General features: G+C 55.7%; 12 protein-coding genes. 7 read left to right on the top strand and 5 right to left on the bottom strand.

Going from position 1 to position 14554, the window contains the following annotated elements:
• Positions 1–11: 11 nt before the first annotated feature.
• From acrB to BMF08_RS10695, 5 genes are all read left to right on the top strand, one after another.
• Positions 12–3161, top strand: coding sequence for a multidrug efflux RND transporter permease subunit AcrB (acrB, locus tag BMF08_RS10715; RefSeq protein ID WP_072567580.1), 3150 nt, complete (start codon positions 12–14; stop codon positions 3159–3161).
• A gap of 518 nt (positions 3162–3679) precedes the next feature.
• On the top strand, positions 3680–4054 hold the full coding sequence (gene tomB, locus BMF08_RS10710; RefSeq protein WP_072567579.1) for an Hha toxicity modulator TomB: 375 nt from the start codon (positions 3680–3682) through the stop codon (positions 4052–4054).
• 21 nt (positions 4055–4075) lie between these two features.
• Entirely contained in the window at positions 4076–4294 is a 219-nt protein-coding gene (locus BMF08_RS10705) for an HHA domain-containing protein (RefSeq protein ID WP_072567578.1), read from the top strand.
• A gap of 182 nt (positions 4295–4476) precedes the next feature.
• Positions 4477–5043, top strand: a complete 567-nt coding sequence (gene maa / locus BMF08_RS10700; protein ID WP_072567577.1) for a maltose O-acetyltransferase — start codon at positions 4477–4479, stop codon at positions 5041–5043.
• Between the two features lie 104 nt (positions 5044–5147).
• Positions 5148–5618 (top strand): YlaC family protein, encoded by a 471-nt coding sequence (locus BMF08_RS10695; RefSeq protein WP_072567576.1) that lies wholly within the window; start codon positions 5148–5150, stop codon positions 5616–5618.
• A gap of 25 nt (positions 5619–5643) precedes the next feature.
• On the opposite strand, the gene ykgO is transcribed toward BMF08_RS10695, so the two are convergent.
• From ykgO to BMF08_RS10680, 3 genes are all read right to left on the bottom strand, one after another.
• On the bottom strand, positions 5644–5784 hold the full coding sequence (gene ykgO, locus BMF08_RS10690) for a type B 50S ribosomal protein L36 (RefSeq protein WP_072567575.1): 141 nt from the start codon (positions 5782–5784) through the stop codon (positions 5644–5646).
• 3 nt (positions 5785–5787) lie between these two features.
• The gene (locus BMF08_RS10685) at positions 5788–6048 is read right to left on the bottom strand and encodes a type B 50S ribosomal protein L31 (protein ID WP_072567574.1); all 261 of its coding nucleotides are present in this window, start codon (positions 6046–6048) and stop codon (positions 5788–5790) included.
• A gap of 155 nt (positions 6049–6203) precedes the next feature.
• The gene (locus tag BMF08_RS10680) at positions 6204–7580 is read right to left on the bottom strand and encodes a PTS transporter subunit EIIC (protein WP_072567573.1); all 1377 of its coding nucleotides are present in this window, start codon (positions 7578–7580) and stop codon (positions 6204–6206) included.
• 277 nt (positions 7581–7857) lie between these two features.
• Here BMF08_RS10680 and BMF08_RS10675 point away from each other — a divergent pair, with 277 nt between their 5' ends.
• The gene (locus BMF08_RS10675; RefSeq protein WP_072567572.1) at positions 7858–9057 is read left to right on the top strand and encodes an enolase C-terminal domain-like protein; all 1200 of its coding nucleotides are present in this window, start codon (positions 7858–7860) and stop codon (positions 9055–9057) included.
• Here BMF08_RS10675 and BMF08_RS10670 read toward each other — a convergent pair.
• Positions 9054–9770, bottom strand: coding sequence for a GntR family transcriptional regulator (locus tag BMF08_RS10670; RefSeq protein WP_072567571.1), 717 nt, complete (start codon positions 9768–9770; stop codon positions 9054–9056). The two genes, BMF08_RS10675 and BMF08_RS10670, sit on opposite strands and share 4 nt — an antisense overlap.
• Before the next feature lie 92 nt (positions 9771–9862).
• Here BMF08_RS10670 and BMF08_RS10665 point away from each other — a divergent pair, with 92 nt between their 5' ends.
• Positions 9863–11431 carry an EAL domain-containing protein gene (locus tag BMF08_RS10665; protein ID WP_072567570.1) on the top strand — a complete coding sequence of 523 codons (1569 nt, stop codon included), beginning with the start codon at positions 9863–9865 and terminating at the stop codon, positions 11429–11431.
• Positions 11432–11470: 39 nt separating this feature from the next.
• Here the strand turns inward: BMF08_RS10665 and BMF08_RS10660 are convergent, their stop codons facing one another.
• Positions 11471–14548, bottom strand: a complete 3078-nt coding sequence (locus BMF08_RS10660) for a beta-galactosidase (RefSeq protein WP_072569403.1) — start codon at positions 14546–14548, stop codon at positions 11471–11473.
• Positions 14549–14554 lie beyond the last annotated feature (6 nt).

The raw sequence follows: 14554 nt of genomic DNA, 5'->3' as shown, positions 1-14554 counted from the left end.
GCCGTTAAGACATGCCTAATTTCTTTATCGATCGCCCCATATTTGCATGGGTGTTGGCGATCATCGTCATGCTGGCCGGGGGGCTTGCGATTATGCAGTTGCCGGTAGCGCAATATCCTACGATTGCGCCGCCTGCTGTAACTGTATCCGCAAACTACCCTGGCGCTGACGCTAAAACGGTGCAGGATACCGTAACCCAGGTTATCGAACAGAACATGAACGGTATCGATGGCCTGATGTACATGTCCTCAAACAGTGACTCCACCGGTTCGGTGCAGATCACCCTGACCTTTGAATCCGGTACTGACGCAGACATTGCACAGGTTCAGGTGCAGAACAAACTGCAGCTGGCGATGCCGCTGCTGCCGCAGGAAGTTCAGCAGCAGGGTGTAAGCGTACAAAAATCAGCGAGTAGCTTCCTGATGGTGGTCGGGGTGATTAACACCGATGGCTCCATGACCCAGGAAGATATTTCTGACTATGTTGCCGCCAACATGCAGGATCCGATCAGCCGTACTAACGGCGTGGGCGACGTTCAGCTCTTTGGTTCGCAATATGCGATGCGTATCTGGATGGATCCGACCAAACTGAACAACTTCCAGTTAACGCCGGTTGATGTCATTAACGCCATCAAAGCGCAAAACGCCCAGGTGGCAGCAGGTCAGTTAGGCGGTACCCCGCCGGTGAAAGGGCAGCAGCTTAATGCCTCTATCATTGCGCAGACGCGTCTGACCTCGACGGAAGAGTTTGGCAAGATCCTGCTAAAAGTGAATCCGGATGGCTCGCAGGTGCGTCTGAAAGACGTCTCTCGTATTGAGTTGGGCGGTGAAAACTACGATATTATCGCGCGCTTTAACAACCAGCCGGCTTCCGGTCTGGGGATTAAACTTGCCACCGGTGCGAACGCCCTGGATACGGCAAACGCGGTACGTGCTGAACTGGAACGCATGAAAGAGACGTTCCCGGCCGGTCTGGAAGTGGTTTATCCGTATGACACTACGCCGTTCGTAAAAATCTCCATTAACGAAGTGGTTAAAACCCTGGTCGAAGCGATCGTGCTGGTGTTCATCGTGATGTATCTGTTCCTGCAGAACTTCCGCGCCACGCTGATCCCGACCATTGCCGTACCTGTTGTATTGCTGGGGACCTTCGCGATCCTCTCCGCCTTTGGCTATTCGATAAACACCCTGACGATGTTCGGCATGGTGCTGGCGATAGGCCTGCTTGTGGATGACGCCATCGTGGTGGTGGAAAACGTCGAACGTGTAATGACCGAAGAGGGTCTGCCGCCCAAAGAAGCCACGCGTAAGTCCATGGGCCAGATCCAGGGCGCGCTGGTCGGTATCGCGATGGTGCTGTCGGCGGTATTTATTCCGATGGCCTTCTTCGGCGGCTCTACCGGTGCGATCTATCGTCAGTTCTCCATCACTATCGTTTCAGCGATGGCGCTGTCGGTTCTGGTTGCGTTGATCCTGACCCCGGCCCTGTGTGCCACTATGCTGAAGCCGGTCGCCAAAGGCGATCACGGCGAAGGCAAGAAAGGCTTCTTCGGCTGGTTCAACCGCATGTTCGATAAGAGCACCAACCATTACACCGACAGCATAGGGAATATCCTGCGCAGTACCGGTCGTTATCTGCTGCTCTATATCATCATCGTTATTGGTATGGCCTACCTGTTCGTACGTCTGCCAAGCTCCTTCCTGCCGGACGAGGATCAGGGCGTGTTCCTGACCATGGTTCAGCTGCCTGCGGGCGCAACCCAGGAGCGTACGCAGAAGGTGCTGGATGAGGTGACGGACTACTACCTCAAAAACGAAAAAGCGAACGTAAACTCTGTGTTTGCGGTTAACGGTTTCGGTTTTGCAGGTCGTGGACAGAACACCGGTATCGCGTTCGTTTCCCTGAAAGAGTGGGGCGAGCGTCCGGGCGATGAAAACAAAGTGGATGCGATCACCGGTCGCGCTATGGGCACCTTCTCGCAGATTAAAGATGCGATGGTCTTCGCCTTTAACCTGCCGGCGATTGTTGATCTCGGTACGGCGACGGGCTTCGACTTCCAGCTGATCGACCAGGGCGGTCTTGGCCACGAGAAACTGACCCAGGCGCGTAACCAGCTGCTCGGCGAAGTCGGCAAGCGCTCTGATGTGCTGGTTGGCGTGCGTCCGAACGGTCTGGAAGATACGCCGCAGTTTAAAATCGATATCGACCAGGAAAAAGCGCAGGCGTTGGGTGTATCCATTAGCGATATTAATACCACCCTCGGCGCGGCATGGGGCGGCAGCTACGTAAACGACTTCATCGACCGTGGTCGTGTGAAAAAAGTTTACGTCATGTCAGAAGCCAAATACCGTATGTTGCCGGAAGATATTGGCAACTGGTATGTGCGCGGTAACGAAGGGCAGATGGTACCGTTGAACGCCTTTGCCACCACGCACTGGGAATACGGCTCACCACGTCTGGAACGCTATAACGGTTTACCGTCGATGGAAATTCTTGGCGAAGCCGCACCGGGTAAAAGTACCGGTGAAGCAATGGATCTGATGGAAGAACTGGCGGGCAAACTGCCGGCAGGCATCGGTTACGACTGGACGGGCATGTCCTATCAGGAACGCCTCTCCGGCAACCAGGCCCCTGCCCTGTATGCCATCTCGCTGATTGTCGTCTTCCTCTGTCTGGCGGCGCTGTACGAGAGCTGGTCGATTCCGTTCTCGGTCATGCTGGTGGTACCGCTGGGGGTACTGGGCGCGCTCCTTGCTGCGACCTTCCGCGGTCTGGGTAACGACGTTTACTTCCAGGTGGGCCTGCTGACAACCATTGGCTTGTCGGCGAAGAACGCGATATTAATCGTCGAATTCGCCAAGGATCTGATGGAGAAAGAAGGCAAAGGCCTGATCGAGGCGACGATGGAAGCGGTACGTATGCGTCTGCGTCCAATCCTCATGACCTCGCTGGCGTTTATCCTCGGCGTTATGCCGCTGGTTATCAGCTCGGGTGCCGGTTCCGGCGCGCAGAACGCCGTAGGTACTGGCGTAATGGGCGGGATGGTCACTGCGACCGTACTGGCTATCTTCTTCGTACCGGTGTTCTTTGTGGTGGTTCGCCGCCGCTTCAGCCGCAAATCGGAAGATATTGAGCATTCCCATAAGGTTGAGCACCATTAAGCCATGATGCTTTAACAAAGGCCGCGCAAGCGGCCTTTTTCTTTTTCGCAAAAAATGATAAAACCAGCTTATTGTCTGTGCGTTTATATTATGCAACGAAAATAAGTCATATAATTCTTAAGGCTTAAGTTCACTCTTAAAAGTATGGGTAAAAATCTTAATTATTGTGAATTTTGCTGTTCAGTAAGATTATTCCTAAGTAATTTTCTTAGTCGCGAACACGGCAATAACATCCGACCAGTTAATCCCGGATAACCTAATGAAACCTAAGGATGCATTAAAGGTGCTGAAGATTTAACGCGCCCCACGGCGGTAGATTAACCATCGGAAATAACCTTACTGACAGACATAAGTTGTAATAATTGTAATTTTTCGTAATAGAGCCAGGAAATATTATTCAGTCTGGCTTATAGTTAAAATGAGACGTAAGAGCAGCTTACGCGGCAGGTCACAGTGTTGTATCCATCCCGATACGGTGTTCGGTTAGTAAAAAAAAGTCACTCAGAAGGGGATGCGTTATGGACGAATACTCGCCAAAAAGGCATGATATTGCGCAGCTGAAATTTCTTTGTGAAACCCTGTACCATGATTGCCTCGCCAATCTGGAAGAAAGCCACCATGGCTGGGTAAATGATCCAACTTCAGCAATCAATTTACAGTTAAACGAGCTTGTTGAGCATATAGCAACCTTCGCACTTAATTATAAAATTAAGTATAATGAAGATAATAAGCTGATCGCCCAAATCGATGAATACCTCGATGACACGTTTATGTTGTTCAGCAGCTACGGCATTAACACAGAAGACTTACAGAAATGGCGTAAATCAGGGAATCGCTTGTTTCGCTGTTTCCTCAATGTGAGCAGGGCTAACCCCGTTAGCCTCTCCTGTTAGAACTATTACAAAGGTGAAGTTATGTCTGATAAACCATTAACCAAGACTGATTATTTGATGCGCCTGAGGCGCTGTCAGACTATTGATACGCTGGAACGCGTCATTGAAAAGAATAAATATGAGCTGTCGGATCCGGAACTGACCGTATTTTATTCAGCGGCGGATCACCGTCTGGCTGAACTGACCATGAATAAGCTGTATGACAAAATTCCGTCGTCGGTTTGGAAATTCGTCCGTTAATCCCTGTGATGTTTTTTGAGGTTGTATCGTAGCGCTCTCCCATAGCCTTTGTCAGGCGGCTTCTCCCGACGATGAACAGCGAGTGCCCATGTGATCGCGATCACAAGCCCTCGCGAAGGTATTATCCTTTCCGGCTATCTCACTTTACGGTGTTCACTGTTAATTTTACTGGTGAGAAAGCAATGAGCGACGAGAAACAAAAAATGATAGCCGGTCTGCCCTACCGGCCATCGGATGACACCCTGCGCGCCGACCGTCTGCGCGCCAGAGAAATCATTCACCGATACAACCACTCCGTGCCAGATGAAAAAGCGGCACGTCGCGCTATGCTGGCGGAACTGCTTGGCGACAGCGGCAATGCGTATATCGAACCAAATTTCCGCTGCGACTACGGCTACAATATTTTCCTCGGCAAAGACTTCTACGCTAACTTTGACTGCGTTTTCCTGGATGTCTGCCCGATCCGCATCGGCGATAACTGTATGATCGCGCCCGGAGTACATATCTATACTGCCACGCATCCGCTGGACGCCACTGCGCGCAACAGTGGTCTGGAGTTCGGCGCGCCGGTCAGCATTGGTCGAAACGTGTGGATCGGCGGACGCGCGGTGATAAATCCTGGCGTCACCATTGGCGATAACGTGGTGATTGGCGCGGGCAGCGTGGTGATCCGCGATGTCCCGTCTGACGTGGTGATTGCCGGGAACCCGGCGCGCATCATCAAAACGCTGACGCCTGGCGCCGTCTGACTGTTATTGTTTTTTGCCGTGCGACTGTTACTTTTTTTCAGACTCTGCGGGCGCGTAAAATAGGCGGTTTCACCTGCACCTCGTCCGAATAAAAAGGGAAATAAATGACCGAGATCCAGCGGCTGCTCATGCAAACTATCGATGAGCTTAATACCCGCGAGAAACGCGACAACAGGCCGCGCTTCAGCATCAGCTTCATCCGCAATCATCCCGGATTATTTGTCGGTATGTACATCGCCTGGTTTGCCACCCTGGCGGTGATGTTGCAGTCTGAAACCCTGGCAGGCTCCGTCTGGCTGCTGGTGGTGCTCTTTGCGCTGCTTAACGGCTTCTTCTTTTTTGATGTTTATCCGCGCTACCGCTATGAAGATATCGATGTGCTGGATTTCCGCGTCTGCTACAACGGCGAGTGGTACAACACCCGCTTTGTACCGCAAACGCTGATTGACGATATCCTCAGCTCGCCTGTGGTCAGCGAGAAAGAGAAATTACAGTTACAGCAGATGATGGCCCGTAAGGGCGAGCTGTCGTTTTACGATATCTACACCCTGACGCGCAAAGAGGCGGCAAAATAATTGCCGCCCGTTTCTTCTTTATCCCTCAACGTCTTTTCTTTTTCCCCTGCACCGCTTTAAAGCGCGGGTTCGATTTGCAAATCACGTACACCCGCCCTTTACGGCGCACCAGCTGACAGTCCGGGTGACGTTGTTTTGCACTGCGTAATGAATTCAGCACCTGCATCTTTTAGTCCTTCTTAGAACTGATAAAACGACCGAATCGCTGCTGGAATTTTGCAGCGCTGCCCTCATTGGTGAACGTCTTCTGCTTACCGGTATAGTACGGATGTGACTTTGATGACACTTCAATGGTCACATAGGGGTAGGTCTTGCCTTCTAGCTCAATTTCGCGATCGGTTTTGATGGTCGATCCTACTTTGAAATATTCGTTGGCGCTGGTGTCGTGGAACACCACCGTCCGGTAATGGGGATGGATATCAGCTTTCATAATGCCTCAGATGTTTTGTTATAACATAACAAAATTCTATCCCGGTAATAAAAGGAATACAACTCTTTAAAGCACATAAGGATGCGAAAGCAGGGAAGAATCAAAGAGAGGAAGTAAGCAAATGTCGGCGCGCCGTCTGGCGCACCGACGTTAACTCAGGCGTCCGGCTGATCTTTTCCGACAAGGATCGTCGTTAAAATGAAGGAGAGCACCAGCGCTATTACCACGCCTGCGAGGGCGAACATAAAGTACGGGCCGATATAGGCAGGCAGACTGAAAATGCTCGACAGAATATAGCCGTACAGCCGCACGCCAAAGAAGGCAATGAACGCCGAGGCCAGCGAACTGGCGATGGTCGCGGCGATAAAGGCTTTTTTGTAGCGCGTCAGCACGCCGAACAGCGCCGGTTCAGTGATGCCCAGCAGCGCGGAAATCCCCGCCGATAAGGTCACGGTGCGATCCTGGCGGTTTTTACTGATGCGCCAGATAGCAAAGGTAGAACCGGCAATCGCCATGTTGGCCATAAACATCATCGGCATCAGCATGTCGTAACCACGGTCGCTGAAGTTTTGCAGCGCAATCGGCGTCATCGCGTGGTGCATACCGGTGAGGATCGCCACCGGGCGGATCGCCCCGACCACCAGACCGGCAAAGCTCGACGACACGCTGAACAGCCCTTCGATAAACAGCGCCAGCCCTTTCCCGAGGTAAATACCGATCGGGCCAATCACCACCAGCGCCGCCAGCGCGCCGAGGAACAGCGTCAGCGTCGGCGTAAACACCGTTTTCAGCACGTCAGGCATGATGCTGTCCACCCAGCGGTGGATATAGCTGAGCGCCAGCACCGAGAAAATCACCGGTATCACGCTGGCAGAATAGTTAAAGACCGATACCGGAATGGCGTTGAGCAGCCAGAACGCCGTCACCGCCTCCGGCTGATGCGCCGCCAGCGCTTTTGCCGCCTCAATCAGCGACGGGTACATCAGACAGGCCGCCACCGCCGCCGCCAGATATTCATTGGTTTTGAAAATTTTCGCCGCCGACACTGCAAGGAAGAACGGCAGAAAATAGAACACGCCGCTGGCGATCAGGTCGATCACCACCACGGTATCGCTTTTCGCAGAAACCAGCTTCAGGGCGATCAGCCCTGCCAGCAGACCTTTAATCATCCCTGCCCCGGCAATCGCCGGAACAATCGGCCCGAACACGCCGGAGACGGTATCCATAAACATCGACACCAGGCTTTTCCGCCCTTTCTGCGCCGGTGCGTCGTTGGTTCGATTGTCGCCGCCAAGCGTGGCCAGCATTTGCTCATACCAGCTGTTCACTTTCGGGCCGATGATGATCTGAAACTGGTCGCTCTGCAACTGCGCGCCCAGGACGCCCGGCAGCTTTTTGATTTCACCCTGATCGACTTTATTATCGTCAATGAGATCAAAGCGTAAGCGCGTCATACAGTGCCATACCTTGTTAATATTACCCTCGCCGCCCACCAGACGGATAATATTGTTAATGGCGTCTTGCGTTCCCATAAAAGCTCCTGCCGGAAGTGTTGTCGTTTTAATATCTGTCACTCATGGTAGGTAAATCGTCACCACAAAACAAACCAATAAAATATGAATTTCGTCACAATTCCGCTCTAACAGCAACATCAAAAGGTCATATAACGAAAATTGGTATGGTATTTAATTAAAATAAATCCAAATAACTGACCAAAATATTTATAAAAAAAACGGTTTACCTTTTCCGGAAATTCAGGGGATGATAATAGCCATTACGATTCATCTGGCCTGAAAAGGAGTATTCCCTGTGACGCCAACCATTATCAAAAATATCGAATGTTTTATTACCCGCCCCGATCGCCACAACCTGGTTACCGTGCGGGTCACCACCGATAAAGGCATCACAGGACATGGATGCGCCACTTTTCAACAGCGCCCGCTGGCGGTGAAAACCCTGGTCGACGAGTACCTGAAACCGCTGATGGTCGGGCGCGACGCCAACCATATCGAAGACGCCTGGCAGATGATGAACGTCAACGCCTACTGGCGTAACGGCCCGGCGATGAACAACGCCATTTCCGGCATTGATATGGCGCTGTGGGACATCAAGGGCCAGCTCGCCGGGATGCCGCTCTATCAGCTGCTCGGCGGTAAATCCCGGGATGCCATTCCCGCCTATTCCCACGCCAGCGGCGAAACCCTGGACGAACTCTTTGCCGCCGTCGACAAACTGGTGGCGCAGGGCTATCGCCATGTGCGCTGTCAGCTGGGTTTTTACGGCGGCACGCCAGCGAATCTGCACACCCCTGACAATCCCACGCCGGGCGCCTATTTCGACCAGCAGGAGTACATGAGCAACACGGTGGCGATGTTTGCCGCGCTGCGGGAGAAATATGGCTATCAGTTGCATATCCTGCATGATGTTCACGAGCGGCTGTTCCCGCAACAGGCGGTGCAGCTGGCAAAACAGCTGGAGCCGTACCAGCCTTATTTTATTGAAGATATTCTGCCGCCGGCGCAAAGCGCGTGGCTGGAGCAGGTGCGGGCGCACAGCACCGCGCCGCTGGCGATGGGCGAGCTGTTTAACAACCCGGCGGAGTGGCACGATCTGATCGTCAACCGCCGCATCGACTTTATCCGCTGCCATATCTCGCAGATTGGCGGCATCACCCCGGCGCTGAAGCTGGCGGTGCTCTGCCAGGCCTTTGGCGTTCGTCTTGCCTGGCACGGCCCTGGCGATATGACGCCGATTGGCGTGGCGGTAAACACCCATCTGAATATTCACCTGCACAACGCGGCGATCCAGGAGTTTATTCCCCGCTCCGCCGGTACCGATGCGGTATTCCCCGGCGCGCCGGTGGCGAAAAACGGCTTTGTCTGTGCGCCGGAAACGCCGGGTATCGGCGTCGGTTTTGACGAGCAAAAAGCCCTCGCCAGCCCGGTGGTCTACCGCCCCCATGAGTGGACGCAAAGCCGCCTGCCGGACGGCAGCATCCACACGCCTTAACTGCCGCCCTGGCGGAAGGTCAGATTGTCGCGGTTATAGGGAATGATGTAGGTGCAGGTGTAATTGATGTCGATAATATCGCTGATCTCATACACCTGGCCGCCTTCCAGAATACCGCGATTGCTGATATGCATCGCCGGGCTGCCCTTCTTGCAGCCCAGCAGCACCGCCTGTTCACGGCTGACGCTCACCGCGCGGTAGGTGGTCAGCAGATGGGACACCTGATAACCCTTGCTCAGCACGTACTGCTGCAATGAGCGCTCGATCACCTGCTGATTCAGATCCGGAAAATCCGCCACCGGCATACGGGACACTTCGATCTGCACCGCCTCTTCATCCACAAAACGCAGGCGGCAAAACTGCCAGATAAAGCTCTCTTCCGGCAGGCCGAAGATCTGCTGTTCATCGCGGTCAGGCCGTTTTTTATGCAGGCTGATCATGCGAAAGCGGATCTGATCGAAGCGCTTTTCAGTGATCGAGTTGTACACCAGCGGATTACTGCGCGACTGTTCGTTGATCCAGATCCCCGAACCCTGGACAATACGTACCACGCCGATGCTGGCCAGTTTTTCCAGCGCCTGGCGAATGGTAAAACGCGACACGCCGTATTCGCTGGCTAACTGGCGCTCCGGCGGCAGTTTACGCGGGCCCGGCTCGCGGTTCTGATAAATTTTGCTCAGCAAATCCTGCGTCACAAACTCTTTTTTCTTCATCTGACGCATCCTGCAATAATGTATTAATTAGCCGTGATATAACGCTATCATTCCACAAGGTGTGGTGAACATCAAAACAGGGACTTTTGATTATGAACAACCGGCGGCTTATCAGCGTCATCACTGGTGTACTGCTCCTGGCGGTACTGCTCCCCGTCGGGCTGAGCATCTGGCTGGCGCATCGTCAGGCAGAGGAAAACTTTGCCAGCGAGATGGGCAATTACGCCTCGCGGGTGGTGATGCGCACGGAACAGGTGATTGAGCAGGGTAAACGCGCGCTGGATGATATTGAAACCTTCAGCGGCAAGCCCTGCGGACCGGAACACCTGCTGGCAATGCGCCGCGTCTCCTACGTAAATCGTTATATTCAGGAAGTGATCTATCTCGACGGCTTCAGGCCGCGCTGCTCCTCTCTGGAAAGCCTGAGCACTGAAGGCATCTTTCCGGCGACTGTCAAAGTGACCCGCGACGGTTATCGCGCCTGGCTCACCACCCAGAACGACATCGGCCTGCAACGTACCATGCTGGCGCTGGGGGGAAAGCGCCATGTGGTGATGATCGATCCCCAGTCGTTGATTGACGTGCTGCCTTTTGGTAACTGGTCGATCAGCACCGCGCTGATTGGCACCGACAGCAACCAGGTGATCGCCAGCAGCTTTGCACTGACCCCTGCGCTCTGGCAGCGCCTGAAACAGAACGGCGATGAGCAGCTTAAATTCCAGGGCGCTATATATACCATGAAGTATTACCCGCAACTGGGCGTGGCCATTGTCACTTCCGCCTCTCTCGCGCCGCTGGAAAAAAGCTGGCACCGCCAGCTGTTGATCTGGCTGCCGTTCGGCCTGTTGATGAGTCTGCTGCTGGCGCTTTTCTTGCTGCGCTATCTGCGTCGTTTGCAGTCACCGCGCCAGCGTTTGCTTGATGCCATTCACGCGCGGGATATCGTCGTCAATTACCAGCCCATTGTCACGCTCAGTAATGGCAGGATCGTCGGCGCAGAAGCCCTTGCCCGCTGGCCGCAAGTGGATGGCACCTTTCTCACGCCCGATGTGTTTATTCCGCTGGCGGAGAAAACCGGCCTGATGCCGCGCCTGACGCAGCTCATTATCGAAACGGTGTTTGAGGATTTGGGCAAATGGCTGCAACAGCATCCGGAAATACATATTTCCGTGAATCTGGATCCGGGCGATCTGACCTCCGACACCCTGCCCGTGCTGCTGCGTGAACAGCTGGCGCGCTGGCAGCTGTCGCCTGCGCAAATAGCCCTGGAACTCACCGAGCGCGGGTTTGCCGATCCGGAGATCAGCGCCCCGGCCATCGACGCGCTGCGCAAGGCAGGACACGCCATTTATATCGACGACTTTGGCACCGGCTATTCCAGCCTCAGCTATCTGCAAAACCTGAACGTCGATATTCTCAAGATCGACAAATCCTTTGTCGATGCGCTGGAGTATAAAAACGTCACGCCACAAATTATTGAGATGGCGAAAGCGCTGGATCTGGCGATGGTGGCGGAAGGCATTGAAACCGACAGCCAGCAGGCGTGGCTGCGGGAGCACGGCGTGCAGTATGGTCAGGGTTGGCTGTACAGCAAGGCGCTGCCGAAAGCGGCCTTTATTCTGTGGGCCGAAGCGAATCTGCGCACCGCTAAGCGCGAATAAATCAACGCGGGCAGTCTTGCTGCCCGCGTCAATCGGGGGTTAGCGGCGTTGCTGCCAGCTAAAGCGATAGTGCACGCGATCCTGCGCCAGAATAAACTCCGGCGACACGCTCGGACTCCAGGAATCATCCCCGCCGACGCCCATATGGAACGCATCCAGATGCAGCCAGCAGCCCGGCTCCTCGCGCAGCAGGTGGTGGTGCGTGGTCGCCTGTAACTGCGCCTGACCGTAACGGCTGAGGGCAAAGTGGAAGCGTCCGTTCAGCTGATGCGCGCCGTAGCGCAGTTCGCGGGTATCGCAGCGCAGGCCGTTATCGCCGGGGAAAATGTACGGCGTATGCAGCGCCGCCAGCGGCAGCGTCCAGCGCCCCTGGCGTGCCGCCAGTTTACGGTCCGGATAGTTTTCATGCGGCCCCAGCCCCGTCCAGCTCACCGAGGGCTCCACATCCGCCAGCTGACAAGTGATGCCAATACGCGCTGGCGGCGGCGCGTCGGTCGCCACTGCAACATCCACGTCGCCATGCAGCACGCCATGGCTGTCGATGCGCCAGCGCTTGTGGCTGATAAACAGCACTTTCCCGCCAGCCTCCCAGCAGTGGCGCGTTTCAATACAGACCTCGGCGGCGGTGCGTTCCGCAGCGCAGTGCAGCAGGCGCGGCGTCATGGCGTACATCCCCGCCGCCTTCCAGCGCTCCACCCAGGCATTGGGATCGATACGCGTCACTTCGCTGACGCCGATATCGTTATCCAGCGGCGCGCGGGTGAACTGGTCGCGCACCGGCGTAAGCAGCGTTGGCGTTTCGCCCTGCCACCACTGCGTCAGCTCGCCGCTTAAGCGGGAAAACTGCCAGCGCTGTGTCTGATGGGTGATCACATACTCTTCATCGCTGATGGCGAGCGCAGGCGCGTTGCCGCTCGCTACTGGCGGGGCGACAAACAGCGGGGCCGGTAAGCGCCACTGATCCCAAGCGCAGAGATGATCTGCCGGTGACCAGTCCGTCGCCTCGCGCTGATAAATATCTACGTTCAGCCAGACTTCCCCCGGCGCGGCGCTCAGCGCGGGCGCGTCAAGGGTAACGCGCTGTGTGCCTTCAGGGGCAATGTCCAGCGCCAGCTCGCCGGTCGCCAGCACGTCGCCATCGCGGGCAATCGACCAGCGCAGCACTTCATTATTCGCCGTGCGGAACAGGTACTCGCTGGTGATATCGATGACCAGCGGTGAGGTGCTCTCCAGCCGGAACCGGAAGAACTGCTGGGCGCGCTGGGCTTCATATAGCGCCGGATGCGGCGTGCGATCCGGGAACACCAGGCCGTTCATGCAGAACTGGCGATCGTTTGGCGTGTCGCCAAAATCGCCGCCGTAGGCCCAGAAGCGCTCGCCGTTATCATCGGTTTTGGTCAGCGCCTGATCCACCCAGTCCCAGACAAAACCGCCCTGTAAACGGGGATAGTCGCGGAACGCCTGCCAGTATTTGGCGAAACCGCCGAAGCTGTTGCCCATCGCATGGGCGTACTCGCATAAAATCAGCGGGCGCTGCTCATCCGGCATGCTGAGCCATTTTTTGATCGACCATTTCGGCACCGCCGGGAACGGCTGATCCTGATCCACGCGGGCATACATCGGACAGATAATATCGGTGGCCGCAGTGTTAGCCCCGCCGCCTTCATACTGCACCGGGCGGGTCGGATCGCTGCTTTTCACCCAGCGATAGAGCGCATCGTGACTGGCGCCATGCCCGGACTCATTGCCCAGCGACCAGATGATGATCGACGGATGGTTGCGATCCCGCTGCACCATGCGCGTCACGCGCTCGCTCATCGCCGGGAACCAGCGCGGATCGTCAGACAGGCGGCGCATCGGCACCATGCCGTGGGTTTCGATATTGGCTTCGTCCACCACGTACAGGCCGTAGCGATCGCACAGGCGATACCACAGGGGATGGTTCGGATAGTGGGAGCAGCGTACGGCATTAAAGTTATGCTGCTTCATCAGTTCGATGTCCTGGCGCATGGTCGCTTCATCAATCGCCTGACCGCGCTCCGGGTGATGCTCATGGCGGTTCACGCCGCGCAGCAGCAGCGGTTTACCGTTCAGCTTCAGCAGGCCGTTGCTGATCTCAACGTTGCGGAAGCCCACATCGCAGGCTTCCGTCTCCAGCAGTTTGCCATTGCCGTCCAGCAGCGACACCACCAGCCGGTAGAGCGCCGGATCTTCCGCGCTCCACAGGCGCGGGTTAGCCACCGGTATGCTGACGCTGAGTTTTTCCGCCCAGGCGCCGCGTTCATCAATAATCTCGCTGCCCGGCCCCTGGCTGGCCTGCGCGATAGCCTCATCGCCGCGCCACAGCGTCAGCGCCACCTGACAATCCGCATACTCCCCCGCCAGTTCAACATCCACCACCAGCTGCGCATGGGTAAAATCGGCGTTGAGATGGGTGGCAACCTGATAATCGGCGATATGGGTCGCCGGTTTGTGCAGCAGCACCACGTCGCGGAAAATCCCGCTCATGCGCCACATATCCTGATCTTCCAGATAGCTGCCGTCGCTCCAGCGCAGCACCATTACTGCCAGCCGGTTAGCGCCGGGTTTAAGACAGGCGCTGAGATCGAATTCCGCCGGCAGGCGGCTGTCCTGGGAATAGCCGACCCATTCGCCGTTGCACCACAGGTAAAATGCCGAATTAACGCCTTCAAAAATAATCCGCGTCTGTCCGGCTGCCAGCCAGCCCTCGTCCATCTCAAATGTGAGCGAGTAACAACCCGTCGGGTTCCCGGCCGGGACAACAGGCGGCGTCACCGGGATGGGATAGGTCACGTTGGTATAAATCGGCGTGTCGAAGCCCTGCATCTGCCAGTTGGACGGCACCGGCATGGCGACGGCATCGTCAAGCTCCTGTGTCAGCCACTGTTCCGGCACCGCTTCCGGCGCGGGGAAAAGACGAAATTGCCAGTCGCCGTTTAACAGACGGCGGGACGGCGATGCCGCCTCGCGGGCCGCGTCTGTGGCGTTACGCCAGCTGTTCATCGGCGCATGGGCGGGCAGACGGTGCCACTGGGTGACGACCGGGTTTTCCCAGTCGCGGCGGGCTATCAGGGTGGATAAAGCAGATGCAGACATAGTGAC

The organism is Enterobacter sp. SA187, assembly GCF_001888805.2.
In the GTDB taxonomy this organism is placed as follows: Bacteria; Pseudomonadota; Gammaproteobacteria; order Enterobacterales; family Enterobacteriaceae; genus Enterobacter_D.
This window is presented reverse-complemented; position numbering and strand designations above follow the sequence as displayed.

Coding starts and splice junctions, on each gene's coding strand:
- BMF08_RS10695 (WP_072567576.1), top strand. CDS start 5,148: ATGACCGAGATCCAGCGGCTGCTCATGCAAACTATCGATGAGCTTAAT.
- BMF08_RS10705 (WP_072567578.1), top strand. CDS start 4,076: ATGTCTGATAAACCATTAACCAAGACTGATTATTTGATGCGCCTGAGG.
- BMF08_RS10660 (WP_072569403.1), bottom strand. CDS start 14,548: ATGTCTGCATCTGCTTTATCCACCCTGATAGCCCGCCGCGACTGGGAA.
- BMF08_RS10670 (WP_072567571.1), bottom strand. CDS start 9,770: ATGAAGAAAAAAGAGTTTGTGACGCAGGATTTGCTGAGCAAAATTTAT.
- maa (WP_072567577.1), top strand. CDS start 4,477: ATGAGCGACGAGAAACAAAAAATGATAGCCGGTCTGCCCTACCGGCCA.
- acrB (WP_072567580.1), top strand. CDS start 12: ATGCCTAATTTCTTTATCGATCGCCCCATATTTGCATGGGTGTTGGCG.
- ykgO (WP_072567575.1), bottom strand. CDS start 5,784: ATGCAGGTGCTGAATTCATTACGCAGTGCAAAACAACGTCACCCGGAC.
- BMF08_RS10685 (WP_072567574.1), bottom strand. CDS start 6,048: ATGAAAGCTGATATCCATCCCCATTACCGGACGGTGGTGTTCCACGAC.
- BMF08_RS10680 (WP_072567573.1), bottom strand. CDS start 7,580: ATGGGAACGCAAGACGCCATTAACAATATTATCCGTCTGGTGGGCGGC.
- tomB (WP_072567579.1), top strand. CDS start 3,680: ATGGACGAATACTCGCCAAAAAGGCATGATATTGCGCAGCTGAAATTT.
- BMF08_RS10665 (WP_072567570.1), top strand. CDS start 9,863: ATGAACAACCGGCGGCTTATCAGCGTCATCACTGGTGTACTGCTCCTG.